The sequence below is a fragment of the Paraburkholderia xenovorans genome (genome assembly GCF_046030735.1).
GTDB lineage: Bacteria > Pseudomonadota > Gammaproteobacteria > Burkholderiales > Burkholderiaceae > Paraburkholderia > Paraburkholderia xenovorans_A.
Genome location: NZ_JAQQBV010000014.1, coordinates 57,143 through 75,552, shown reverse-complemented (window position 1 = coordinate 75,552; position 18,410 = coordinate 57,143). Strand labels below are relative to the sequence as shown.

General features: G+C 61.8%; 18 protein-coding genes. 4 read left to right on the top strand and 14 right to left on the bottom strand.

Annotated features, from left to right (window positions below; translation table 11 throughout):
- Positions 1-75: 75 nt before the first annotated feature.
- Positions 76-522, top strand: a complete 447-nt coding sequence (locus PQQ51_RS15810; protein WP_408497726.1) for a hypothetical protein — start codon at positions 76-78, stop codon at positions 520-522.
- Positions 523-591: 69 nt separating this feature from the next.
- On the opposite strand, the gene PQQ51_RS15805 is transcribed toward PQQ51_RS15810, so the two are convergent.
- The 4 genes from PQQ51_RS15805 to PQQ51_RS15790 all read right to left on the bottom strand — a co-directional run bounded on the left by PQQ51_RS15805 (position 592) and on the right by PQQ51_RS15790 (position 5,576).
- Positions 592-1,233 carry a DsbA family oxidoreductase gene (locus tag PQQ51_RS15805; RefSeq protein WP_408497725.1) on the bottom strand — a complete coding sequence of 214 codons (642 nt, stop codon included), beginning with the start codon at positions 1,231-1,233 and terminating at the stop codon, positions 592-594.
- Between the two features lie 129 nt (positions 1,234-1,362).
- Positions 1,363-3,831 carry a TonB-dependent siderophore receptor gene (locus tag PQQ51_RS15800; protein ID WP_408497724.1) on the bottom strand — a complete coding sequence of 823 codons (2,469 nt, stop codon included), beginning with the start codon at positions 3,829-3,831 and terminating at the stop codon, positions 1,363-1,365.
- A 189-nt stretch (positions 3,832-4,020) separates the two neighbouring features.
- Entirely contained in the window at positions 4,021-5,061 is a 1,041-nt protein-coding gene (locus PQQ51_RS15795) for a FecR domain-containing protein (protein ID WP_408497723.1), read from the bottom strand.
- Positions 5,040-5,576: a sigma-70 family RNA polymerase sigma factor gene (locus PQQ51_RS15790; RefSeq protein WP_408497722.1), complete on the bottom strand. Its 537-nt coding sequence runs from the start codon at positions 5,574-5,576 to the stop codon at positions 5,040-5,042. The genes PQQ51_RS15795 and PQQ51_RS15790 overlap by 22 nt, the downstream gene beginning before the upstream one ends.
- Positions 5,577-6,007: 431 nt before the next feature.
- Here PQQ51_RS15790 and PQQ51_RS15785 point away from each other — a divergent pair, with 431 nt between their 5' ends.
- Positions 6,008-6,592: a hypothetical protein gene (locus tag PQQ51_RS15785; protein WP_408497721.1), complete on the top strand. Its 585-nt coding sequence runs from the start codon at positions 6,008-6,010 to the stop codon at positions 6,590-6,592.
- Between the two features lie 12 nt (positions 6,593-6,604).
- The gene (locus PQQ51_RS15780; protein WP_408497720.1) at positions 6,605-7,051 is read left to right on the top strand and encodes an SRPBCC family protein; all 447 of its coding nucleotides are present in this window, start codon (positions 6,605-6,607) and stop codon (positions 7,049-7,051) included.
- Positions 7,052-7,163: 112 nt separating this feature from the next.
- Here PQQ51_RS15780 and PQQ51_RS15775 read toward each other — a convergent pair whose 3' ends face one another.
- The 10 genes from PQQ51_RS15775 to PQQ51_RS15730 all read right to left on the bottom strand — a co-directional run bounded on the left by PQQ51_RS15775 (position 7,164) and on the right by PQQ51_RS15730 (position 17,430).
- Positions 7,164-8,231, bottom strand: coding sequence for a quinone oxidoreductase family protein (locus PQQ51_RS15775; RefSeq protein ID WP_408497719.1), 1,068 nt, complete (start codon positions 8,229-8,231; stop codon positions 7,164-7,166).
- A complete protein-coding gene (locus PQQ51_RS15770; RefSeq protein WP_408497718.1) occupies positions 8,164-8,661 on the bottom strand; it encodes a YybH family protein in 498 nt (165 codons plus the stop codon). Before PQQ51_RS15770 ends, PQQ51_RS15775 begins: the two co-directional genes overlap by 68 nt.
- A 13-nt stretch (positions 8,662-8,674) precedes the next feature.
- Positions 8,675-9,175, bottom strand: a complete 501-nt coding sequence (locus tag PQQ51_RS15765) for a YybH family protein (protein ID WP_408497717.1) — start codon at positions 9,173-9,175, stop codon at positions 8,675-8,677.
- A gap of 104 nt (positions 9,176-9,279) precedes the next feature.
- Positions 9,280-9,633, bottom strand: a complete 354-nt coding sequence (locus PQQ51_RS15760) for a MarR family winged helix-turn-helix transcriptional regulator (RefSeq protein WP_408497716.1) — start codon at positions 9,631-9,633, stop codon at positions 9,280-9,282.
- A gap of 207 nt (positions 9,634-9,840) precedes the next feature.
- Positions 9,841-11,031: a porin gene (locus PQQ51_RS15755; RefSeq protein WP_408497715.1), complete on the bottom strand. Its 1,191-nt coding sequence runs from the start codon at positions 11,029-11,031 to the stop codon at positions 9,841-9,843.
- A gap of 139 nt (positions 11,032-11,170) precedes the next feature.
- Positions 11,171-12,469, bottom strand: a complete 1,299-nt coding sequence (locus tag PQQ51_RS15750) for an MFS transporter (protein WP_408497714.1) — start codon at positions 12,467-12,469, stop codon at positions 11,171-11,173.
- Positions 12,470-12,506: 37 nt separating this feature from the next.
- Positions 12,507-13,916 (bottom strand): M20/M25/M40 family metallo-hydrolase, encoded by a 1,410-nt coding sequence (locus PQQ51_RS15745; RefSeq protein WP_408497713.1) that lies wholly within the window; start codon positions 13,914-13,916, stop codon positions 12,507-12,509.
- Between the two features lie 64 nt (positions 13,917-13,980).
- Positions 13,981-15,573, bottom strand: coding sequence for a carboxylesterase/lipase family protein (locus PQQ51_RS15740; protein ID WP_408497712.1), 1,593 nt, complete (start codon positions 15,571-15,573; stop codon positions 13,981-13,983).
- Positions 15,574-15,935: 362 nt separating this feature from the next.
- On the bottom strand, positions 15,936-16,406 hold the full coding sequence (locus PQQ51_RS15735; RefSeq protein WP_408497711.1) for a septal ring lytic transglycosylase RlpA family protein: 471 nt from the start codon (positions 16,404-16,406) through the stop codon (positions 15,936-15,938).
- Positions 16,407-16,608: 202 nt separating this feature from the next.
- Positions 16,609-17,430, bottom strand: coding sequence for a LysR substrate-binding domain-containing protein (locus PQQ51_RS15730; protein ID WP_408497846.1), 822 nt, complete (start codon positions 17,428-17,430; stop codon positions 16,609-16,611).
- Between the two features lie 128 nt (positions 17,431-17,558).
- Here PQQ51_RS15730 and PQQ51_RS15725 point away from each other — a divergent pair, with 128 nt between their 5' ends.
- The gene (locus tag PQQ51_RS15725; RefSeq protein ID WP_408497710.1) at positions 17,559-18,410 is read left to right on the top strand and encodes an alpha/beta fold hydrolase; all 852 of its coding nucleotides are present in this window, start codon (positions 17,559-17,561) and stop codon (positions 18,408-18,410) included.

The following is an 18,410-nucleotide window of genomic DNA, read 5'->3' as shown; positions in this document are numbered from 1 at the left end:
TGTCCGTACCAGCGAGCTTTCTGGATCGCTTTCCCGGCGCAGGCTCCTTCAGGAAGACCCTTGCACGCGACCACGATGAAACAGCCCGTTCTGAACATGCTGACCGTCCTTGCATCGCTGGGCGTGGGGTTCGTCCCGGCCTCCTGCCATGCCGGCCCGCTCGACCCGCAACTGGACTGTCAATCGAGTCCACATGACTTCATCGGGCCGCTGCTGGACAACCAGTCGATCGATTCGAAGCCGATGCGCATCGAGGCAAACTCGGTCAACGCGTTTCGGCCCACGCGCGGCAGCAATCTGACCGCGTTCGGGTTTCACGTGTATGCGGTCTTCGGGTATCAGCAGAACGATCCAATGTTCAAACCGGGAAGCGGCACGCCGATCAAGTCCGCGACTTACGGTGTGGTCGTGTCCGGGCCGTCTTCGTCGGTCGAGACGCGTGTGCGCGGCGCGGGCAGCGAGGCCGGCGTGCGCGATGTGGTGCCGCTGATTCTCACCGCCATCTACTGCAACGGGCATTGATCCGGCTGATGCACGCGCTATCGTTTCGGTGGCTGCGTCCAGCCCGCACCGCGAGCTGAACGCCATTCGTTACGCTTCGGCCAGAACCTGCTGGACGATCTGCTCGAAGGCTTCCACCGGCTGTCCGCCGGTCACCAGATAGCGGCCGTTGAAGATGATCGACGGTACCGACTGAATCCCCATCTGCTGGTATTGGCGTTCTTCCGCGCGAACCTCCTGCGCGTAGTCGCCGCTTTCCAGCACGGCGCTCGCCTTGTCCGCGTCGAGTCCGACTGAGCGCGCCGCCTCGATCAGCACAGCGGGGTCGCTCGGGTCCTTGCCCTCGCCGTGATAGGCGCGCAGCAACGCCTGCTTGAGCGGCAACTGCTTGCCTTCTATGCCCGCCCAATGCAACAGCCGGTGCGCGTCAAACGTGTTGTACACATAGCTACGCGGACCGAACTCGAACCCGACGCTCTCGCCGCGCTCGCGGATCATCGCCTGGGTTTCGGCGATCTGCTCGGGCGTGCGCCCGTATTTCTTGCCGAGATAATCGACGATCGCCTCGCCGCCCGGCGTCATATCCGGATTCAGTTCGAACGGATGCACGGCAATCTGCGCGTCGACCGCGTCGCCGAGACGCGTTAGCGCAAGTTGAAGCGAGGACAGGCCGATCGCGCACCACGGGCACGCGATATCGGAAACGAAATCGATTTTGAGCGGTTGAGTCATGGCGTTCCTGACGACGAAGTTCGGTGGCACGGTAGTCGCGTCAATACGCGACGGTTCGCACAGGTTAGCGTGAAACGCCATGACGTGCAGAGCGCCTGGCAGGCCACTTCGGCATCGACGTGACGCATATCACCAACGGTAGTTGGCCCCGGCAAACACCTGCCTGCCGTAACCGAACGCGCACCACGTCGAGTAATAGCACGACGCAACGTAGCGTTTGTTCAGCAGGTTCTGCGCGTTCACGTAAATTTCCGAACCCTTCAGACGCGGCGCGAGATGACCGAGGTCGTAACGCAGCGTAGCGTCGACGAGCAGAAAGCTGCTGAGCCTGTACGCGTCGTCGTATGCGTAGGTCTGCCCTGTGTAGCGCACGCCGGCGCCGGCCGACAGCCCCGCGAGCGGGCCGCGACGCTCCGTGTAGTAAGCCCACAGCGAAGCCTGATTCTGCGGCACCGATGGCAGGTACTGCCCTTGCAAACCGCTGTTGTCCTTCGTGTACTTCGTATCGAGGTACGTGTAGCTCGCCGTGACATTCAACGAATCGGTCAGGCTCATCTTCCCTTCCAGTTCGACGCCACGCGAACGCGCCTCGCCGGCCTGAGACTGGAAATTCGGATTGTTCGCGTCGGTGGTGAGCAGGTTCTTGCGCGTCAGGTCGAACAGCGCGACGGTGAACATCGCGTCGTAGTTGTTCGGCTGATACTTGATGCCGATCTCGTACTGTCGCGCGCGTTCAGGATCGAACGCCTTGCCGGTCGCGTCGACGCCGGCCTGCGGCGTGAACGACTCGGTATAGCTCGCATACGGCGCAATTCCGTTGTCGAATACATAAGTCAGGCCCGCGCGCTTCGTGAAAGCACGTGCGGACTGTGCGCTCTGCGTGCCGCTGCCGCTGTCGTGCGTCAATGAACTGGAATGGGTCCAGTCCTCGCGTCCGCTGAGCGTCAACACCACGTGGTCGAACCGCATCTGGTCCTGCGCATACACGCCGAACTGGTTGCTGCGGACTTGCGTGAGCGTGCGCGCCGGATCCGTGATCGACTGATAGTAGTCGGGAGCAAGAATGTCGAGCGACGGCGCGGCCCCGTAGCCGAGCAGGTAGGAGCTCGCCATGTGCTGATAGTCGAAGCCCGTCAACACCGTGTGTTGAACCGGACCCGTCGAGAACCTGCCTTCGAGCTGGTTATCCAGCGCGACCGTGTTCATCTGATCCGTCGACCCGATCGCGGCCCGGTCCAGCGTGCGGTTGTCCGCTTCAAGACCGTTGCTGTAGACGCTCGCGTAGTCGTTGCCGATATGGTAGTAGCGGCCGTTCGCGCGCACCGTCCAGTTCGGATCGAGCTTGTGTTCGAACTTGTAGCCGACCGACTCCTGAGTACGGCTGAAGCGCTCGAAATTCACGTCGCCGTCGTAGAAGTCGCTCGGCAACTTGCCGTACGGACTCGGCAGCGTCGAGCCCTGCGGCGGCACGCTGCCGTATGACGTGCTGCGCGGATCGCGCTGGTAAAGCGCGAGCAGTGTCAGCGACGTGTTCGAGTCGGGCCGCCACGTGAACGACGGCGCGATCGCGATGCGTTCGTTGCGTGTCGTGTTGACCTGGCCATCCTCGCTGCGAGCGAGCGCGGTCAGCCGGTAGAGATAGCGGCCGTCGGCATCGAGCGGACCGGAGAAATCGAAGGTCGCCTGCTTGTGGCCGTAGTTGCCGAATTCGATACCCACTTCGTGCAGCGGCGCGCGGGTCGGCAGTTTGCTTTCCTGATCGAGCACGCCGCCTGCCGACGCCTGACCATACAGCACGGAAACCGGTCCCTTCAGCACTTCGATCCGGTCCAGCAGATAGGGATCGAGTTGCGGAGTCGCATACATGCCGTTGCCGATCTGCTTGAGTCCGTTCCAGTACGCGTCGGCGTCGAAACCTCGCACGGTCAGCAGGTCGTAGCGCGTGGCGACGCCGCCGCGCGTTTCCGCCGTCACGCCGGACGTGTAGCGCACCGCCGCGTTCAGCGTTTGTGCGTTCTGCTCGGTCATCTGGTCGCGCGTCACCACCGACACCGATTGCGGCGCCTCGAGAATCGACGTGCCCGACTTGGTCGCCGAGCTTGTCGTGTAGGCCACGTAACCGGCGGTCGGGCCATACGGATTCTGCTCGCTCTGCGCGGATACATTGACCACGGGAAGCGTGGTGGCATCCGGTGCATCGCTCGTGACGGCAGGGTGCGAGCGGACCAGGAACACGCCGGGGCTGCTCTCGCTCACGTCGAGGCCGGTGCCGGCGAGTAGCGCCGCAAAGCCGCCACGCACCGTGAAGCTGCCGTCGATACCTTGCGTCTTCATCCCTTCCACGAGCCGCGAGTCGAGCTGCACGGTTACGCCGGCCTGGCTGCCGAAGTCGGCGAGCGCGGTGCCGAGCGGGCCGGGCGATACCTTGAATGCGGTTTGCGGCGCGGTGGGTGAGGCCATCGGTGCTACCGCGGGTGCGGCCGTGGGCGTGGCTACGGCGGACGGCGCGTCGGCGGCATGGCTGGTGGGCGCAACCGCGACGCTCGACAGCGCGATGCCGGCTGGAACCCCGCGCAGCACAATGGCAAGAGCGTTCATGGAAAACAATGCGGGACGGCTACGGGAAGTTCTACGGCGGGCATTCATCAAGGGCTTGCGAGGACGACTTTCAGACATGGGTGTTCCTGATCGGGCGTTAGCGTTGTGCTGCTCCTATGTCCATGACACGCGAGATCGGGAAAGGGGACACGCGAACCACAAAAAACCGCGCACCGCGCGCGAAAGCGCTCAGACGCGGCCGTTCTCGTGATCGGCGACGATCGTCACCCAGTAGCGGGTTCGATAGATGACGCGCACCGGCAATGTCTGCGGCAACGCGGCGAGGATGTTGTCGGTGTTGCCGATCTGGAAGGCGCCGGTGATGCGCAGCGCGGCAGCCGCCGCGTCGCAACGCAGCACACCGGGCCGATAGCGGCCGAGTTCCGCGGCGAAATCGCCGAGACGCATGCCGTCGGCGAATAGCACGCCGCGCGACCAGTCGGGGATATGCGGATCGGCAAGCGACACCGGATCGATCGAGGTCGCCGTGAAGCGAGTCTGCTGGCCGGCGTCGATCACGCGGCGCAATGCCGGCGACGCCGCCAGCGTCACCTCCACCGCGCCGTGCAGGACAGCCACACGCGTCGCGCCATCCGGTTCCCCGCGCACGACGAAGCGCGTGCCCAACGCCCGGATCCGGCCTTGCCCGGTCTGCACGACAAATGGCCGATAGACGCCCGACGCGTTGTCCGCATCGCGGCCGGTCTCCACCAGAATCTCGCCGGCATACAGCACGAGCCGGCGTTCGCGGGCGCTGAACGCGATGTCGAACGCCGTCGCCGTGTTGAGGTCGACGCGGGTGCCGTCCGCCAGCACCACGGTTCGCCGCTCGCCCGTCGCCGTGCGTTCAGCCGCGGTCCATTCGCGCCAGGGCGTCATGCGATACGCGATGTAACCGGCCGGCCCTGCCACCAGCAACGCACTCAGCACCTTGAACGCGGCGCGCCGGTCGACGTCGACACGGCGTTCGCGCCCGAGCGCCGACATCCCGACACCGGGATGCAGCACGCTGAACTTTTCGTCGACCTTTCTCGCGCGCTGCCACGCGCGCTCGTGTTCAGGGTCCGCGGCGCGCCAGCGCGCGCACGCAAGCACATCCTCCGGGCTCGGATTGTCATGCAGGCGCACCAGCCACCCCGCCGCCGCCCGCGCGACCGCACGATCGAGTGGACGCGCGTCGTCGGCGGAGCCTGCGGCGCTCGCGGCGCTCAGATCGTCAGCAGGATGCATTCTTCGTAGGCGGCCGCCATGTAGCGTTTGATCGTGCGCACACTCACCTGCAACCGCTCGGCGATCTGCGCGTACGTCAGCCCTTCGAGTTGCGCGAGCAGGAACGTCATGCGTGCCTTCGGTGCGAGGCGATCGAGCATCGCATCAATTTCATGCAGCGTTTCGAGGATGATCAACCGGTCTTCCGTCGACGGCACGAGACTCTCCGGCAATGCAGCTAGCGCATCCAGATAGGCGCGCTCCAGCGAGAGTCGGCGGTAATGGTTGAGCAGCACGCGGCCAGCAACGGTGGTCAGATACGCGCGCGGCTCGCGAAGATCGAGATCGGGCGTGCCTGGGTCCGGCGTGCCTGTCTTTTCGCGCGCGCTGAGGATTCGCAGGAAGGTGTCGTGCGCCAGATCGGCGGCGTCGAAGGCGTTGCCCAGTTTTCTGTGTAGCCAGGCTTGCAGCCAGCCGTGATGATCACGGTACAGCGTACGCACTCCGTGTTGCCCGTCGAGTTGGACGGCAGACATTGATAACCCCTTTGCTTCGAACGTCGCATGCCGAATGGTATGGATAAGGCATGAATAAGAATAATTCTCATTTATAACCCAAACGGGTTTTTTGCGCAACGCGGAAAAAGCAGACAGGCTGGACGGGAACGGGGAGGCTGGAGCGCCTGGACAACCCAGGATGCACTCGGAATGCTGGCTGCGCTGAATGACAACCGAAGCCCTATAGACTCCTATAGCGGACCGGTTTGGTCAATAGAGAGGTGTGCCCGGTTGCTCAATACAAACTCCGGTCGGATACTCGAAGCATCGCCCCTTAGCCGACTGCTTCATCACAAAAGTCAGGCATGGGAGCAGAACGATACGCCGCGACCCCTATCGGCTTTGCCTGTACTTGCCGGAAGGTCCCGGACCCAGGAGACGAAGTACACGCGAGACTAAAGGGGGCCTGCATGATGCACGCCGATCTGGCTGTACTCGGAGGAGTGGGAATTCTCGCGCTGGCCTGTCTGGTCGTGTGCGGAATTCATGTGTATTGGAGCAGCGACAGTTACCGCGACCGGCAGCGGCGACCCGGAACCCACAAGAGCGACGCACAAATAACCGGTAAAAACGACGAACTGTCTTCCGAAGCCGAGGTCACGATGGGCACGCAACTAGGCGACCGCTGCAAAACTTCACTGTATCGGGCCGTGTTCAGCCACGCCCACAACGAAAGCACCGTGTTCCTGATCGCCGGCAGTCGCGACGATGCCCGCCAGCGCGCGAGCAACGCGCTCGCCGCGATCCACAACATTGCGCCGCACACGGTGCAGCTCGCCAATCTTGCTTCGTTTCGCGAACTCGTCGACATCGGCGTCAGCGAGGACGAAGACATGCGGATCTTCGAAATGGCGTGGAAAGGCGCGGATGTCAGCGCATGGGCCGAACACCCGCTTTTCCTGACCGACGACCCCGGCTTGCTCGGCAAATGGGCCGAGTTGTACGCGGACCTTGCGCGGGAATTGGCGGTCAGCGCGATCGACCGCGCGCGCTGATGCATTGACGCCATGACAACCGGAACCGTTCGTCTCCACCGCGTGCTGCGCGCGACGCCCGAGCGCATCTATCGGGCTTTTCTCGAAGCCGACGCCGTTGCGAAATGGCTTCCGCCGTACGGCTTCACCTGCCAGGTGCATCACATGGATGCGCGAGTCGGCGGGACTTACAAGATGTCGTTCCGCAACTTCGGCACCGGCAATAGCCACTCGTTCGGCGGCGAGTACGTCGAACTGGTGCCGTTCGAGAAAATCCGCTATTCGGACCGCTTCGACGACCCGAACCTTCCCGGCCAGATGCACGCCACCATTTCATTGCGGCAGGTGATGTGCGGGACCGAACTCACGATCGTGCAGGAGGGCTTGCCCGATGTGATTCCGGTGGAGATGTGTTATCTCGGCTGGCAGGAGTCGCTTGCCCAGTTGGCGAAGCTGGTGGAACCTGTGATTCCGGACTGAGAGCAGGCAGGCGCAACATCACTCGTCACGCCCCCCACCGACCACGCAGCGCACACCGCCAACCTATCCGGACAGACGCTGCGTGAGCGTCACGCCCACGATCTTCACAACCTCACGGACGCAGCAATACGCGGCCAAACGCGCGCCGGCTCAACACATAGCGATGCGCCTGCTCTGCGTCCTGCAGCGAAAACACCTGATCGATGACGACGCTCAGTTCACCGCGAGCGACAGACGCGAGAATCTCCTGCACCTGACCATGCGCGCGTTCGTGATCCCTATCGAGGATGCTGGGAAAGTAGACGCCGTGCAAACTGTTATTCCCCCGCCAAAGACTAACGGGGTCGAGTTTTTCACTGTCGCGTCCTGAAACGCCCACGGTGATCGCACGTCCACCATACGCCAACGATTGAATGCTGCGAACGAGGTTCTTTCCCGCGATGCTGTCCAGAACGACATCTGCACCTCGACCGTCGGTATCGGCCAATACCTTTTCGACGAAATCTTCGTTTTTATAATTGATGCCTACGTCCAGACCGAAAGGCTTGAGTCGCTCGAGACGGGAATCGTCGGAAGCCGTGGCGAGAACGTGCGCTCCGGCGCGCTTCGCGAGTTGAATCGCGGCCAATCCCAACGCGCCAGCTCCGGCGTGAATCAGCACGGTTTCGCCCTTCTTCAGTTTGCCCGCGGAAAACAGGCATTCATAAGCGGTGCCCCATGCAACAGGGATTGCAGCGGCCGTATCGAGAGCCAGGCCGTCCGGCACAATCCATGTGTCCGCAGCGGGCGCCGCTGCAAACTGTGCGTGAGAACCCCAACTCAACACGGCGACGACCCGGTCGCCGACGTGCCGGTCGCGCACGTTGTTACCTGCCTCGATGACAGTACCCGCGCATTGGTATCCGACAATATGAGGCACGCGCGCAAGCGGACGAATCTCGCGATTGACGAGATCGCCGCCTTCAATCGAAATCGCCTCGACGCGTATTACGACTTCGTCGGGTCCGCATTCCGGCTCCGAGATATCTTCATAGCGGAAGACTTCAGGTCCGCCGTTCTGGTAGTACACGGCTGCTTTCATTCGTTTGCTCTCCTTGAATACGTAAATAGGATTACTGCGCCGGCACCGGCACGATCGACGCAATACGCCAACCTTCCGGGGTTCGCACAGCCACTTCATAGACGAGGAACGGCGCGGTCTTCGCCGTCGCTTCCGACGCACCGAGCGTGATCTGTGTGGGGGCGTAGATCTGCGCAACGTCCGCAGTCAGCGGAATGATCCGGATGTCGTCGACTTTCGGCTCGAACTTCCATACGCCTTTGAACGTTTCCTTGAAGTGCTCGATGAGTGCGGGCTTGCCCCAGAACTGGTAAGCACGCGCGACGAATGCAATGGGGTCCGGCTGGTCGGGCGGCGCGGACGCCAGCACATGCTCGAACGCCACGATGTCGTGCGCCGTGGCCGCCGCGGCCTGACGGAGAAAGACGTCTTTAACCGCTTGCGTGTCCGCGTCGGTGAACTGATGCGGGGGCGCGGCGTACACGGGTGCATTACCGGCGCCAAGGATCGCAGCGGCTAGCAACGAAAAGAAAACTCTCTGAATGGACATATGCATCTCCTGATCACTCGGCCGGCACCGGAATGACGGAAGCGATTTTCCAACCCGCCGGTGTGCGGATCGCAAACTCGTTGATCAGAAAGGTCGAGGTTTTAGCCGGCTGCCCCGCTGTTCCGATCGTCACGCGAGTGGGCGCGTAAATCTGCACGGTGTCGTCGTTGAGCGGGATGATGCGGATGTCGCTCTCGTTCGGCTCGACGCGCCACGTGCCCGCAAAGGTCTTGCGAAAGTGTTCGGTAACCGCCTCCTTGCCCCAGAACCGGTATGCACGAGCGACGAACGACACAGGGTCCGGCTGACCTTGAGCGGATGACGCGAACATGCCCTCCAGCGCGTCGATGTCGTGCGCCGTCTCGGCAGCGGCCTGACGCAGGAACAGGCTGCGAATCTCCTGGGTATCGCCGGCGCTAACCGGCGCTGCGTGCGCGGAAGTGACGGCGGCGAGCAAAGAAAAAGACAGCGCGGCAACAAGGTTGAAGCGCACCAGCAAAGATCGGTTAGTCATAAAAATAGTCTTATATACCCGTATAGGGAAGTTCTCTGCGTAAAGAGCACGGGACGCTCTTTACGCCTTCTGTATGAAATATCAGGCCGGTGTTTAGCGCACGATTAGTCCGCGACCAGATCGAGGTGCGCGATTCGAACCATCAAGCGCCGCATCGCCAGTGCGTCTTCCTTGCCGAATTGCTTTTCAAACCTTGCCTGCGCCTTTTGCCACGACGGCTTGCTTTGCGCTTCCAGTTTGGCGCCTTCATCCGACAGCGCGACTTCACGCTCCCGGCGATCTTCTCGCCCGACCTGAATCGTGACCAACCCGTCGCGCTCGAGCGGGCGAAGGTTATGCCCCATCGTTGCCCGATCCATCGACAATGAATCGGCAAGCGCAGCCATCGTGGTGGGTCCACGCGTGGCAAGGAGACTTAGAATCGTGTACTGCGTGGCCCGCAGACCGGTATCGGCCATGCATGCATCGTAAAAGCGGGTCAGCCGCCGTGCGGCTTTGCGCAAAGCGGTGTTGTTGCAAATGCCAGGGTTGAGTTCCGGTCGGGCCACGGTGATGTGATCGGTAGTGAGGGTGCCAGGTAATATTATGGGCATATAAAACTATCGTCAAGCGATTTCCGGCCGCTGAAGCGGCCGGTCGAGCACGAACTTTTCCCTGTGCCGCAGTTAAAACTTATGACGAATCCCCACACGCACGAGGCCGACGTGATTGCCGCTAGCCGGCGTCACATTGTTGATCGCGGCAACTGCGATCACACCGCGCGAGTCGACTCCCGATGCTTTCTGATAGATGCCGGTGAGATAAAGGTCTGTCCGCTTGGAGAGAAAATAGTCGGCGCCGATAGCGAACTGGTGATACCTGGCATCGGGCTTTTCTCCGCTCTTCGATTCGACACTGCCGCCCACCGTATAGTCGTACGCCGCGCCGACGAGAAACGCCGGAGTCAATTGATACTTGCCGTTGACTTCCACGTTGTTGAAACTCGCCGCGCCGCGATAGCCGAGCGGGTTGGTCCCCGCGGACAGGTTACCCAGACCGGAAAATCGCGTGTTCGAATACGTAAAGCCGACAGACGTCTGAGCAAAATCGTACGATGCCGCCACCGCTGCAACGCCATAGTCATGCGCCGATATAAATCCCGACGTAACCGGCGATGAAAGCGAAGCCGATGCCGACGTCAGCGCAGTCGCACTGCTGTTGCCGAACAGGCCTTGATTGGGCGTTCTCGCATTGAGATATGCCGCCCCCACACGCAGGCCCGCGCCCGCATAGTTTGCACCCACGGCCCAGATCTGATTGCCGGTGACATCGCCTGCTATGCCACCCGGCGCGTAAGTAGCGCTGAACGAAAATCCGCCGTAATTCGCACTGGCGTACTTGATCGCATTGTTGACGCGAAACGTGTTGTTGAAGTTGTCGAGATCGCCCGGGTGAGCGGCGATATAACCGCCCCACTGATCTCCCACCGCAAAGTCGCCGATCGACGTCACCAGAGAATCGTATTGCCGGCCTAGCATGATCGAGCCATAACGGTCCGACGACAATCCCACATACGCTTGACGACCAAACATGCGAGAACCCTGCCCCAACGCTCCGGTATTCACGTCAAAGCCGTTTTCGAGCACGAAGATCGCCGCATAGCCGGAACCGAGATCCTCCTTGCCTTTCAAGCCCCAGCGGCTGCCCTGCAACACACCGCTCGCCAGCGAATAGCGTGCGGGACCGCCGGCATTCGACTGATAGTTGAGTCCTTCGTCGATGATGCCGTACAAGGTCACCGAACTTTGCGCATGTGCCAATGCGGGAATTGCGACAGACAACGCCAAAAGACTTTTACACGGAAACTTCAGTTTCATTGCAGATCTCCATTCCTTACATTTAGCAGGATGACTAACTTAATTGACAACGTGATGGTTTCTATTCGATGATCCGGCACCCCAACGGCGTGCCCGAATTCAGTACCGATTGCCAGATGCCATCGGCGCCGAGGTCTCGCTACGCTGCCTCAGCCGGACGCCTGATGATCAGAAGCGAAAGCGTCGAGAGTGCGACGCAGAACGTCATTGCAATAGCCGGCGACATCTGGTTTCCGGTCACGCGTATCAACCAGAGTGCCGCAAGCTGCGTCAGGCCGCCGAATATCGCGACGCCCAGGCTATAGATGCTGCCGGTCGCCGTAGCGCGAACTGCTTTCGGAAACAGTTCCGGTATCAGCGTGATCGACGGCGCGCCCTGGATCGTGAAAAGAAGGGTAAGTCCGACGAGAACGGTAAACAGCCGGGCAATACTCGGCGAACCCGTGAGCCATGCATAAGCCGGATAGACCGAACAGATGAGAACCAGGCGGGCAAGCAGAATCGGCAACATCCGCCCGTACTTATCCGCGATACGCCCGGTCATCGGTGCGAGGATCGCCATCACGAGACCGCTCGCGACTGCGCACGCATACGACGCCGACTCACCCAGCTTCAGATCCCGAATCGCGTAAGTGGGGATGAAAAACAGCACCATATACGCGGTGACAGTGCCGCCCATCAGCAGAAGGATGCCGCCCGCAACGTTGCGTCCATGCACGCTCATCAACTGTGTCAGCGACGTATGCTCGGCAACAGGCACGCCACTGCCGGCCGCAGCTTCGAGATCGCCGAGCTGTCTACGCAGCATGATTCCGACCGGCAGGATCGCCACGCCGCACAGAAACGGAATGCGCCAGCCCCACGCCTGAAGCGCATCCGCGGGAAGCAGCCAGGTCAGCGTGGCCGCAAACAGCGCGCCCACGCCGATACCGATCCCCTGGCTCGCAAGCTGCCAACTGGTGTACCACGCCTGCGATCCGGACGGCGCCTGCTCCAGCAGCACCGTCGTTGCCGGTCCCACCTCGCCGCCCGCCGAAAATCCCTGAATCAGCCGCGCAAGAACCATGATGATCGGTGCGGCGATACCGATCTGCTCATAGGTCGGCACGAGGCCGGCCATGCATACGCCGATCGCCATCAGCGTAAGCGTGAGCGTCATCGCCGCGCGCCGGCCGGCCCGGTCCGCGTAGATGCCGATCAGAACCCCGCCGATCGGACGCATCAGAAACCCGACGCCGAACGCGGCCACCGATGACATCAATTGCCCCTGGCTGCTCAGCGGCGAAAAGAACGCTTTGCCGATGACGAGCGCGAAATAGCCGAATACGGTGAAGTCGAAAAACTCCATCGCGTTGCCAACCGTCGTCGCAAAGAGAAGCCGGCTACGCGAAATGCGCGCACGGTCGTAGGGCATTGCATTCAAGGACTGTTCGATCATTTTTGTCTCCATGACTTCTGGCGCGCAGCCTCATTGGCTACGCGGCGGTATGCCTGCCTGCCCCGAATTCCGCGGGAGTGGTGCCGCCAAGCGCGTCGAGCAAACGTGCCCATCCGCGCGTTCCTTCCCTGATCGACGCAATCCGGAAGAACTCATTGGGCGCGTGAACGTCTTCGTCGGGCAGGTTATAGCCGAACATCAACGTGTCGATGCCCAGCGTTTCCTTGAAGACAGCCGTGATCGGCACGCTCGCGCCCAGTCGGACGTGAATCGGTTCGCGTGCTGTTTCCTTGCGCAAAACGGACTCCACGGCCAGCACCAATGGATGGTCGGCTGATAACGTCGACGCCGACGCCCCCGCAAAACGGCTCGTGATATCGAGCTTCACCTGCGCTGGGCAGCAGCGGTTCAAATGCCTGACGATCGCATCCAGAACGGCCTCCGAGGTCTGCCCTTCGACGATGCGAACCGTGAGTTTCGCGGTAGCCTCGTTGGGAATGATGGTCTTTCCACCGTGGCCGATATAGCCGCCCCACATGCCGTTGATATCGAGTGACGGTCGCAGCGTGACCTGCTCCCGCGTCGTATAGCCCGGCTCGCCGCTTGCCGACGCGCCGACATCGCGGAAGAACACGTCGGCGCTGAATGGAAACGCAGCGGTGTCTGCGCGCTGACGCGCAGAAGGCGGCACTACGCCGTCATAAAAGCCATCGACAGCGACAGCACCTTCGGCGTCATGAAGCGACGCGACGAGTTTTGCCATCTCGTGAAGCGCATTGCGAACGCTGCCGCCGTAGCGACCCGAATGGAGATCCTTATCCGCTGTCCGCAATCTGAATTCGAGTTGTCCGCAGCCGCGGGCACCGGTGTTGACGGTCGGCACCTCGGCGCTGGCGCGGCCACCGTCCGCCGACAGCACGGCATCGGCGCTAAGCAGTCCGCGAAAACGCGCGATGATCTCCGTCAACGTCGGGCTGCCCGTTTCCTCTTCCCCTTCGATGAATACCTTCACATTTACCGGACACCCACCGGTTACCGATAGAAATGCGGCAACCACTTCGAGCGCGACTGTCGTGGGGCCTTTGACGTCGGACGCACCGCGCGCGTACAGGCGTCCATCGTGCAGCGTAGGCTCGAAAGGCGGACTACGCCACAGTTCGAGCGGCTCCGCAGGCTGCACGTCGTAGTGTCCGTAGATCAGGATCGTCGGCTTCCCTGGTGCGCCAAGCCATTCACCATAAATGGCGGGCTCGCCGCCGCCGTCGAGTTGCTGCACATTCGTGAGCCCGATTTCATCCAGACGTCGCAGGAGAAAGTGGCGGGCTTCTTCCATCTGCGGTGCAAAGCGAGGATCGGTGCTGACGCTTTGAATGCGCAAATAAGCATCGAGCCAGGACACGATGTTCTCGTGTGCACCGTCGAGATAGTCGATTACATTGTCAGTCATGCGGGGTTCCAATTGATAAGCGCGTGATGCACGGGCCGCACGAATGCGCCCGCGTCTGAGAACGTCAGTAGATGGGCGGGAACACGCCTTTGCCCCACAGCGTGTTGCACTTGTGCGTGGTTTCGAATGCGGTATTCGAGACCGTGATCGACGGAGCGGTCAGTTCGACCATCGAGCGATCGGCCGGACCCGCGTAACGCGGCCAGTGCGGCAGCGAAGCCGTGGTCCCGCTGCCGTTCGGATCGCCGTACGCCGCGAAGTTGCTCAGGTATTGCTTCATCTTCACCGCCAGCGCCTGCATCTGCGGATCCGTGCTCATCGTCGCGACGTCCGTTGCGCCGAACCAGTACGTTGCGTCGAGTCCGTGTTGCGATCCGAAATAGAACGCGGTCGGATTCGTTGGAAACGACAGGTTCGGGTCGGTGAACTCCCATCCGAACACCGGCACCCACGCCGCCAGTTCGTCGCGCCGCGAACTGTTCCCGCAGCCGTACATCGCGTCGCCCATCGCACGCGCGAAACCCTGCGCGGGCACCGCGTAATTCGCGAGCGGATAAGCGGCGTCGATCGCGGTCATGTCATAGCCCGATGGCGCAAGCGACGCGAGAGCCGGAAGGTAGTTTGCTGCGGGCAGTGTCGGCGGCACGAACAGCGTGCCTTCGTCGTAGACGCCGCCGATCATCACCGGAACGCGATTGAACGTCCCCGCCTGGAACGCGAGCGACGGCACTTGCGTGACGACCTGGCCGTCGACCGTCGGGCGCCACTTGCCATTCCCTTGGGCCGCGACGATGTCGGTTGCCGACTGTGATCGCAGGCACGCGACCACGTCCGAAGCCGAGTTGCAATTGAGCGCCTGAATCAGCGTATCGGCCTGCGCCGTCGCCGTGGCCGGCGCGAGATTCGAATACGGACCGCCGCCGCCGCTTTCCAGAACCGCCTTGCTGAACAGTCCCTTCGATTGAGGCGATTCAAGCAGCGTGAACGTGGACGTTGCACCCGCCGACAATCCCCACACAGTCACGTTCGACGGATCGCCGCCGAACGCGGCGATGTTGCCCTGCACCCAGCGCAATGCGGCTTGCTGGTCCAGCACGGCGAAATTCCCCAGATTGCTGTCGCCGGTACTGCTTTGCAGCGCGTTGTTCGCGAGATAGCCTAGCGCGCCGAGCCGATAGTTGAACGTCACGAAGATGAGGTTGCCGTCGGTTGCAATCGTGCGGCCGTCCACCTGAGCGCCGGAACCCTGGACGAACGCGCCGCCATGAACATAGACCACGACCGGCAGCTTCGAACTCGCCTTCGCGGCGGAAGGCTTCGTGACGTTGATGAACAGGCAATCCTCCGACATCTGGTTCGCCGGAATATCGTTGTTCGCCACGGCTTGCGGGCAAGCGTTGCCATAGGCCGTGGCGGGCAGCGTGTTCGCATGCGTGGCCGGAGCTTGCGGAGGACGCCACCGCAACGCGCCAACAGGTGCCGCCGCATACGGAATGCCAAGGTAAGACGTGACAGCGGCGTTCTGTACGCCTTTGACGACGCCTTGCTGCGTCGACACGGCCAACGGATCCAACGCGATGCCGCTACCGCCTCCGCACGCACTGACTGCAATGGACAGCAAAACGGCAGCGGCCGTCCTGAACTGGAAGGCTTTCATGTCTCTCTCTCTTGTCTCAGCATTGCGACTCATCACCACGACGCGCGCCCGGATCGAACAGGCCGAGTCGGGAAACCTGTGGATGCGCGATGGAGGCAATGCTAGGAATCCGAAAATCATGTGTCCAATGCATTGTTTTTCTAATAATCATTACATTGTCTGATACCACGCGACTGCGGAGGTCCATCCCTGACGCAATCAGCGTTGAGAAACAGCCTGCACATGCTCGAGGACGCGCTGGGGAGGTCTGGACGATTCAGGATTTCTGCTCGCGTCGGGTGGCGAGCAGTGGATGGCGTTGCAGGGCTGAGGTATTCCGCGGCTTTTCCACGGCTGCGGCAGCCGTGCCGCATTCGCACACGCTACTTGCGGCCCGAGGCTTTCACCGCGTTCGCGTTTGCGTTCGTGGCGCCTGCGCCCGGCTTCACGCTGCCGTCGGCCTGCGGCACTTCCACCGGTTTCACTTCAACAGGCGCGGTGCCGTTCTCTTTCAAGCCGAGCTTATCGGCGGTCTTGGGCGACACGTCGACAATCCGATTCTTCACATACGGCCCGCGGTCCCTGATTTCGACCACGTCGCTCGCGCCGGTTTCCAGATTCGTCACCTTGGCCTTGGTGCCGATCGGCAGCGTTTTGCTCGCGGCGACATTGGACTGAGGATTCATCGGCGTGCCGTCGGCCATCTTTTTCTTGTAGAACTTCTTGCCGTAGTACGAGGCCGTGCCTTTGCGCGTCTTGCCGGAGCGATCCAGGGGAAGGTTGTTGGCGCCTTTCGCATTCGCTTGCGCGGCCGGACTGGAGGCCGCCTGTTGCGCGAAAAGCGCAGTGCTCACGCCGCACGACAGGATCAAAAATAGACCCGCTCGAAGAGCGCACGGCAGCCGGCTTCTGTTGGTATGAAGATTCGCTTTCATTCAGCACTCCTCGTCAGCCTGTCAGAAGCAACCGTGCAGGCATGGCCTATGACGCAATATACGAGAAGTGGAAGTCCGCCAGGTGCCGATATCTTTCGCGCTGCAACACATGGACCGGTATTTAGCGCCTCAATTCGGAGAGGATTTTCTCCGCGAGGAATTCGCACGGTGGCCGCTTCGATGTCGTGCTGCGCGCCAACACCATTTCAAGCGCGTCGATTTTCGGAAGGCCTTGCGCCTGCCCGAGCAACACGAAGTGCGCCGGCACCGCGCAGCGCGCCAGCGGCACGACAGCAAGACCCGCCTCGGCCATCGAGAGCAAACCGAGCAGACTCGGACTTTCGTACGAAGTCCGGTAAGGAATCTTCGCGCGCTCGAGGCTGCGGATAGCATTCTCGCGCGCGACGCTGCCCGGCAGAAACACCGCGATCGGCAGCGGCCGTTCGCGCCATATCTCGTCGGCGCTCGGCGCCGCCGCCCATTCCATCGACTCGAGCCGGATGAATTCCCCAGACAATCCCTTGACCCGCGTCGCGCACACGAGATCGACCGAGCCGTCCTTCACCATCGGCGCGAGCGCGACACTCGGCAAACCCACCACCTGGATTTCGACTTTTGGATAGGTCGCGGAAAACTTCTTGAGAATCGGCGGCAGCAGCGACGACGCGTAATCGTCCGGCACGCCGATGCTCACGCGCCCGGTCACGTCCGGCCGCACCACGGCGGCCCACGCCTCGTCGCGCAGCGCGAGCATGCGGCGGGCGTAGGTCAGCAGGACTTCGCCGTCCTGCGTCGGCACCACATTTCGCGGCTTGCGCACGAACAGCGGTTTGCCGAGCGCGGCCTCGAGCGTCTTGATCTGCATGCTCACCGCCGATTGCGATCGATGCACGACTTCCGCCGCGCGGCTGATGTTGCCGGTGTCGGCGACAGCCACGATCATCGTCATCACGTCGAGGTCTAAAGCTTTCAATTGGTTTGATATCAGAAAAATAGATAGATTCGATCAATATTACGCGATTTTCCAAAGCAGCGACTTCGTGCATAGTGCATGCAAAGGAGTTTCCCCCCATGAACGCCCGTACCGATATCTCCGTGCTTGCCGTACCAGAAGTGTCCTTTGCGACGATCGCATCGGGCATCTCCGTGCCGTACGTCGAATGCGGAGAAGGCGAACCGCTGTTATTCGTGCACGGGTCGCTCTGCGACTATCGCTACTGGGACGCTCAAACAGCCGCGCTCTCGCAGCATTTTCGTTGCATCTCGGTCAGCCTGAGCCACTACTGGCCCGCGAGCGAAGCGGTGATCCAGAGCGAATTCGGCTGGCAGACCCATGTGGCCGAATTGGCCGAGTTCATCGAGGCGATCGACCTCGGGCCGGTGCATCTGGTCGGACATTCGCGCGGCGGTTGCGTGGCATTTCATGTCGCGCGCGAATATCCGCGGCTCGTGAAAACGCTCACGCTCGCGGACCCGGGCGGCCCGTTGCAGATCGACGGGATGCCCGACGCGGCGCTGCCGCCCGCCACTAACGTACTGCGAACGCGGGTCGTCGAGTTGATCGAGAGCCAGCAGATCGACGAGGGACTCGAGCTTTTTGTCGACTCGGTGAGCATGCCCGGCGCGTGGCGCAAGAGTCCGATCGCGTTCCGCACGATGGCGATCGATAACGCGGGCACGTTGCCCAAGCAACTGCGCGATCCGTTGCCAGCTTATTCCCGCGACGCGGCGAGCGGTGTGAAATGCAGAACCTTGCTGATCGATGGGCAGCGCAGCCCACGCATGTTCCGCAATAACGTCGAAAAGCTCGTGGAATGGATCGACTACGCGGACAGACAAACCATTGCTGGAGCGTCGCACGGTATGAATGTGTCGAACGCCGGCAGTTTCAACCGGCTTGTGCAGGCGTTCGTCAGCTTTTGA

Excerpts from the sequence above, each read along its gene's own strand:
- PQQ51_RS15810 (WP_408497726.1), top strand. The coding sequence starts at position 76 with ATGAAACAGCCCGTTCTGAACATGCTGACCGTCCTTGCATCGCTGGGC.
- PQQ51_RS15805 (WP_408497725.1), bottom strand. The coding sequence starts at position 1,233 with ATGACTCAACCGCTCAAAATCGATTTCGTTTCCGATATCGCGTGCCCG.
- PQQ51_RS15800 (WP_408497724.1), bottom strand. The coding sequence starts at position 3,831 with ATGAACGCTCTTGCCATTGTGCTGCGCGGGGTTCCAGCCGGCATCGCG.
- PQQ51_RS15795 (WP_408497723.1), bottom strand. The coding sequence starts at position 5,061 with ATGCATCCTGCTGACGATCTGAGCGCCGCGAGCGCCGCAGGCTCCGCC.
- PQQ51_RS15790 (WP_408497722.1), bottom strand. The coding sequence starts at position 5,576 with ATGTCTGCCGTCCAACTCGACGGGCAACACGGAGTGCGTACGCTGTAC.
- PQQ51_RS15785 (WP_408497721.1), top strand. The coding sequence starts at position 6,008 with ATGATGCACGCCGATCTGGCTGTACTCGGAGGAGTGGGAATTCTCGCG.
- PQQ51_RS15780 (WP_408497720.1), top strand. The coding sequence starts at position 6,605 with ATGACAACCGGAACCGTTCGTCTCCACCGCGTGCTGCGCGCGACGCCC.
- PQQ51_RS15775 (WP_408497719.1), bottom strand. The coding sequence starts at position 8,231 with ATGAAGTGGCTGTGCGAACCCCGGAAGGTTGGCGTATTGCGTCGATCG.
- PQQ51_RS15770 (WP_408497718.1), bottom strand. The coding sequence starts at position 8,661 with ATGTCCATTCAGAGAGTTTTCTTTTCGTTGCTAGCCGCTGCGATCCTT.
- PQQ51_RS15765 (WP_408497717.1), bottom strand. The coding sequence starts at position 9,175 with ATGACTAACCGATCTTTGCTGGTGCGCTTCAACCTTGTTGCCGCGCTG.
- PQQ51_RS15760 (WP_408497716.1), bottom strand. The coding sequence starts at position 9,633 with ATGGCCGATACCGGTCTGCGGGCCACGCAGTACACGATTCTAAGTCTC.
- PQQ51_RS15755 (WP_408497715.1), bottom strand. The coding sequence starts at position 11,031 with ATGAAACTGAAGTTTCCGTGTAAAAGTCTTTTGGCGTTGTCTGTCGCA.
- PQQ51_RS15750 (WP_408497714.1), bottom strand. The coding sequence starts at position 12,469 with ATGATCGAACAGTCCTTGAATGCAATGCCCTACGACCGTGCGCGCATT.
- PQQ51_RS15745 (WP_408497713.1), bottom strand. The coding sequence starts at position 13,916 with ATGACTGACAATGTAATCGACTATCTCGACGGTGCACACGAGAACATC.
- PQQ51_RS15740 (WP_408497712.1), bottom strand. The coding sequence starts at position 15,573 with ATGAAAGCCTTCCAGTTCAGGACGGCCGCTGCCGTTTTGCTGTCCATT.
- PQQ51_RS15730 (WP_408497846.1), bottom strand. The coding sequence starts at position 17,430 with ATGATCGTGGCTGTCGCCGACACCGGCAACATCAGCCGCGCGGCGGAA.
- PQQ51_RS15725 (WP_408497710.1), top strand. The coding sequence starts at position 17,559 with ATGAACGCCCGTACCGATATCTCCGTGCTTGCCGTACCAGAAGTGTCC.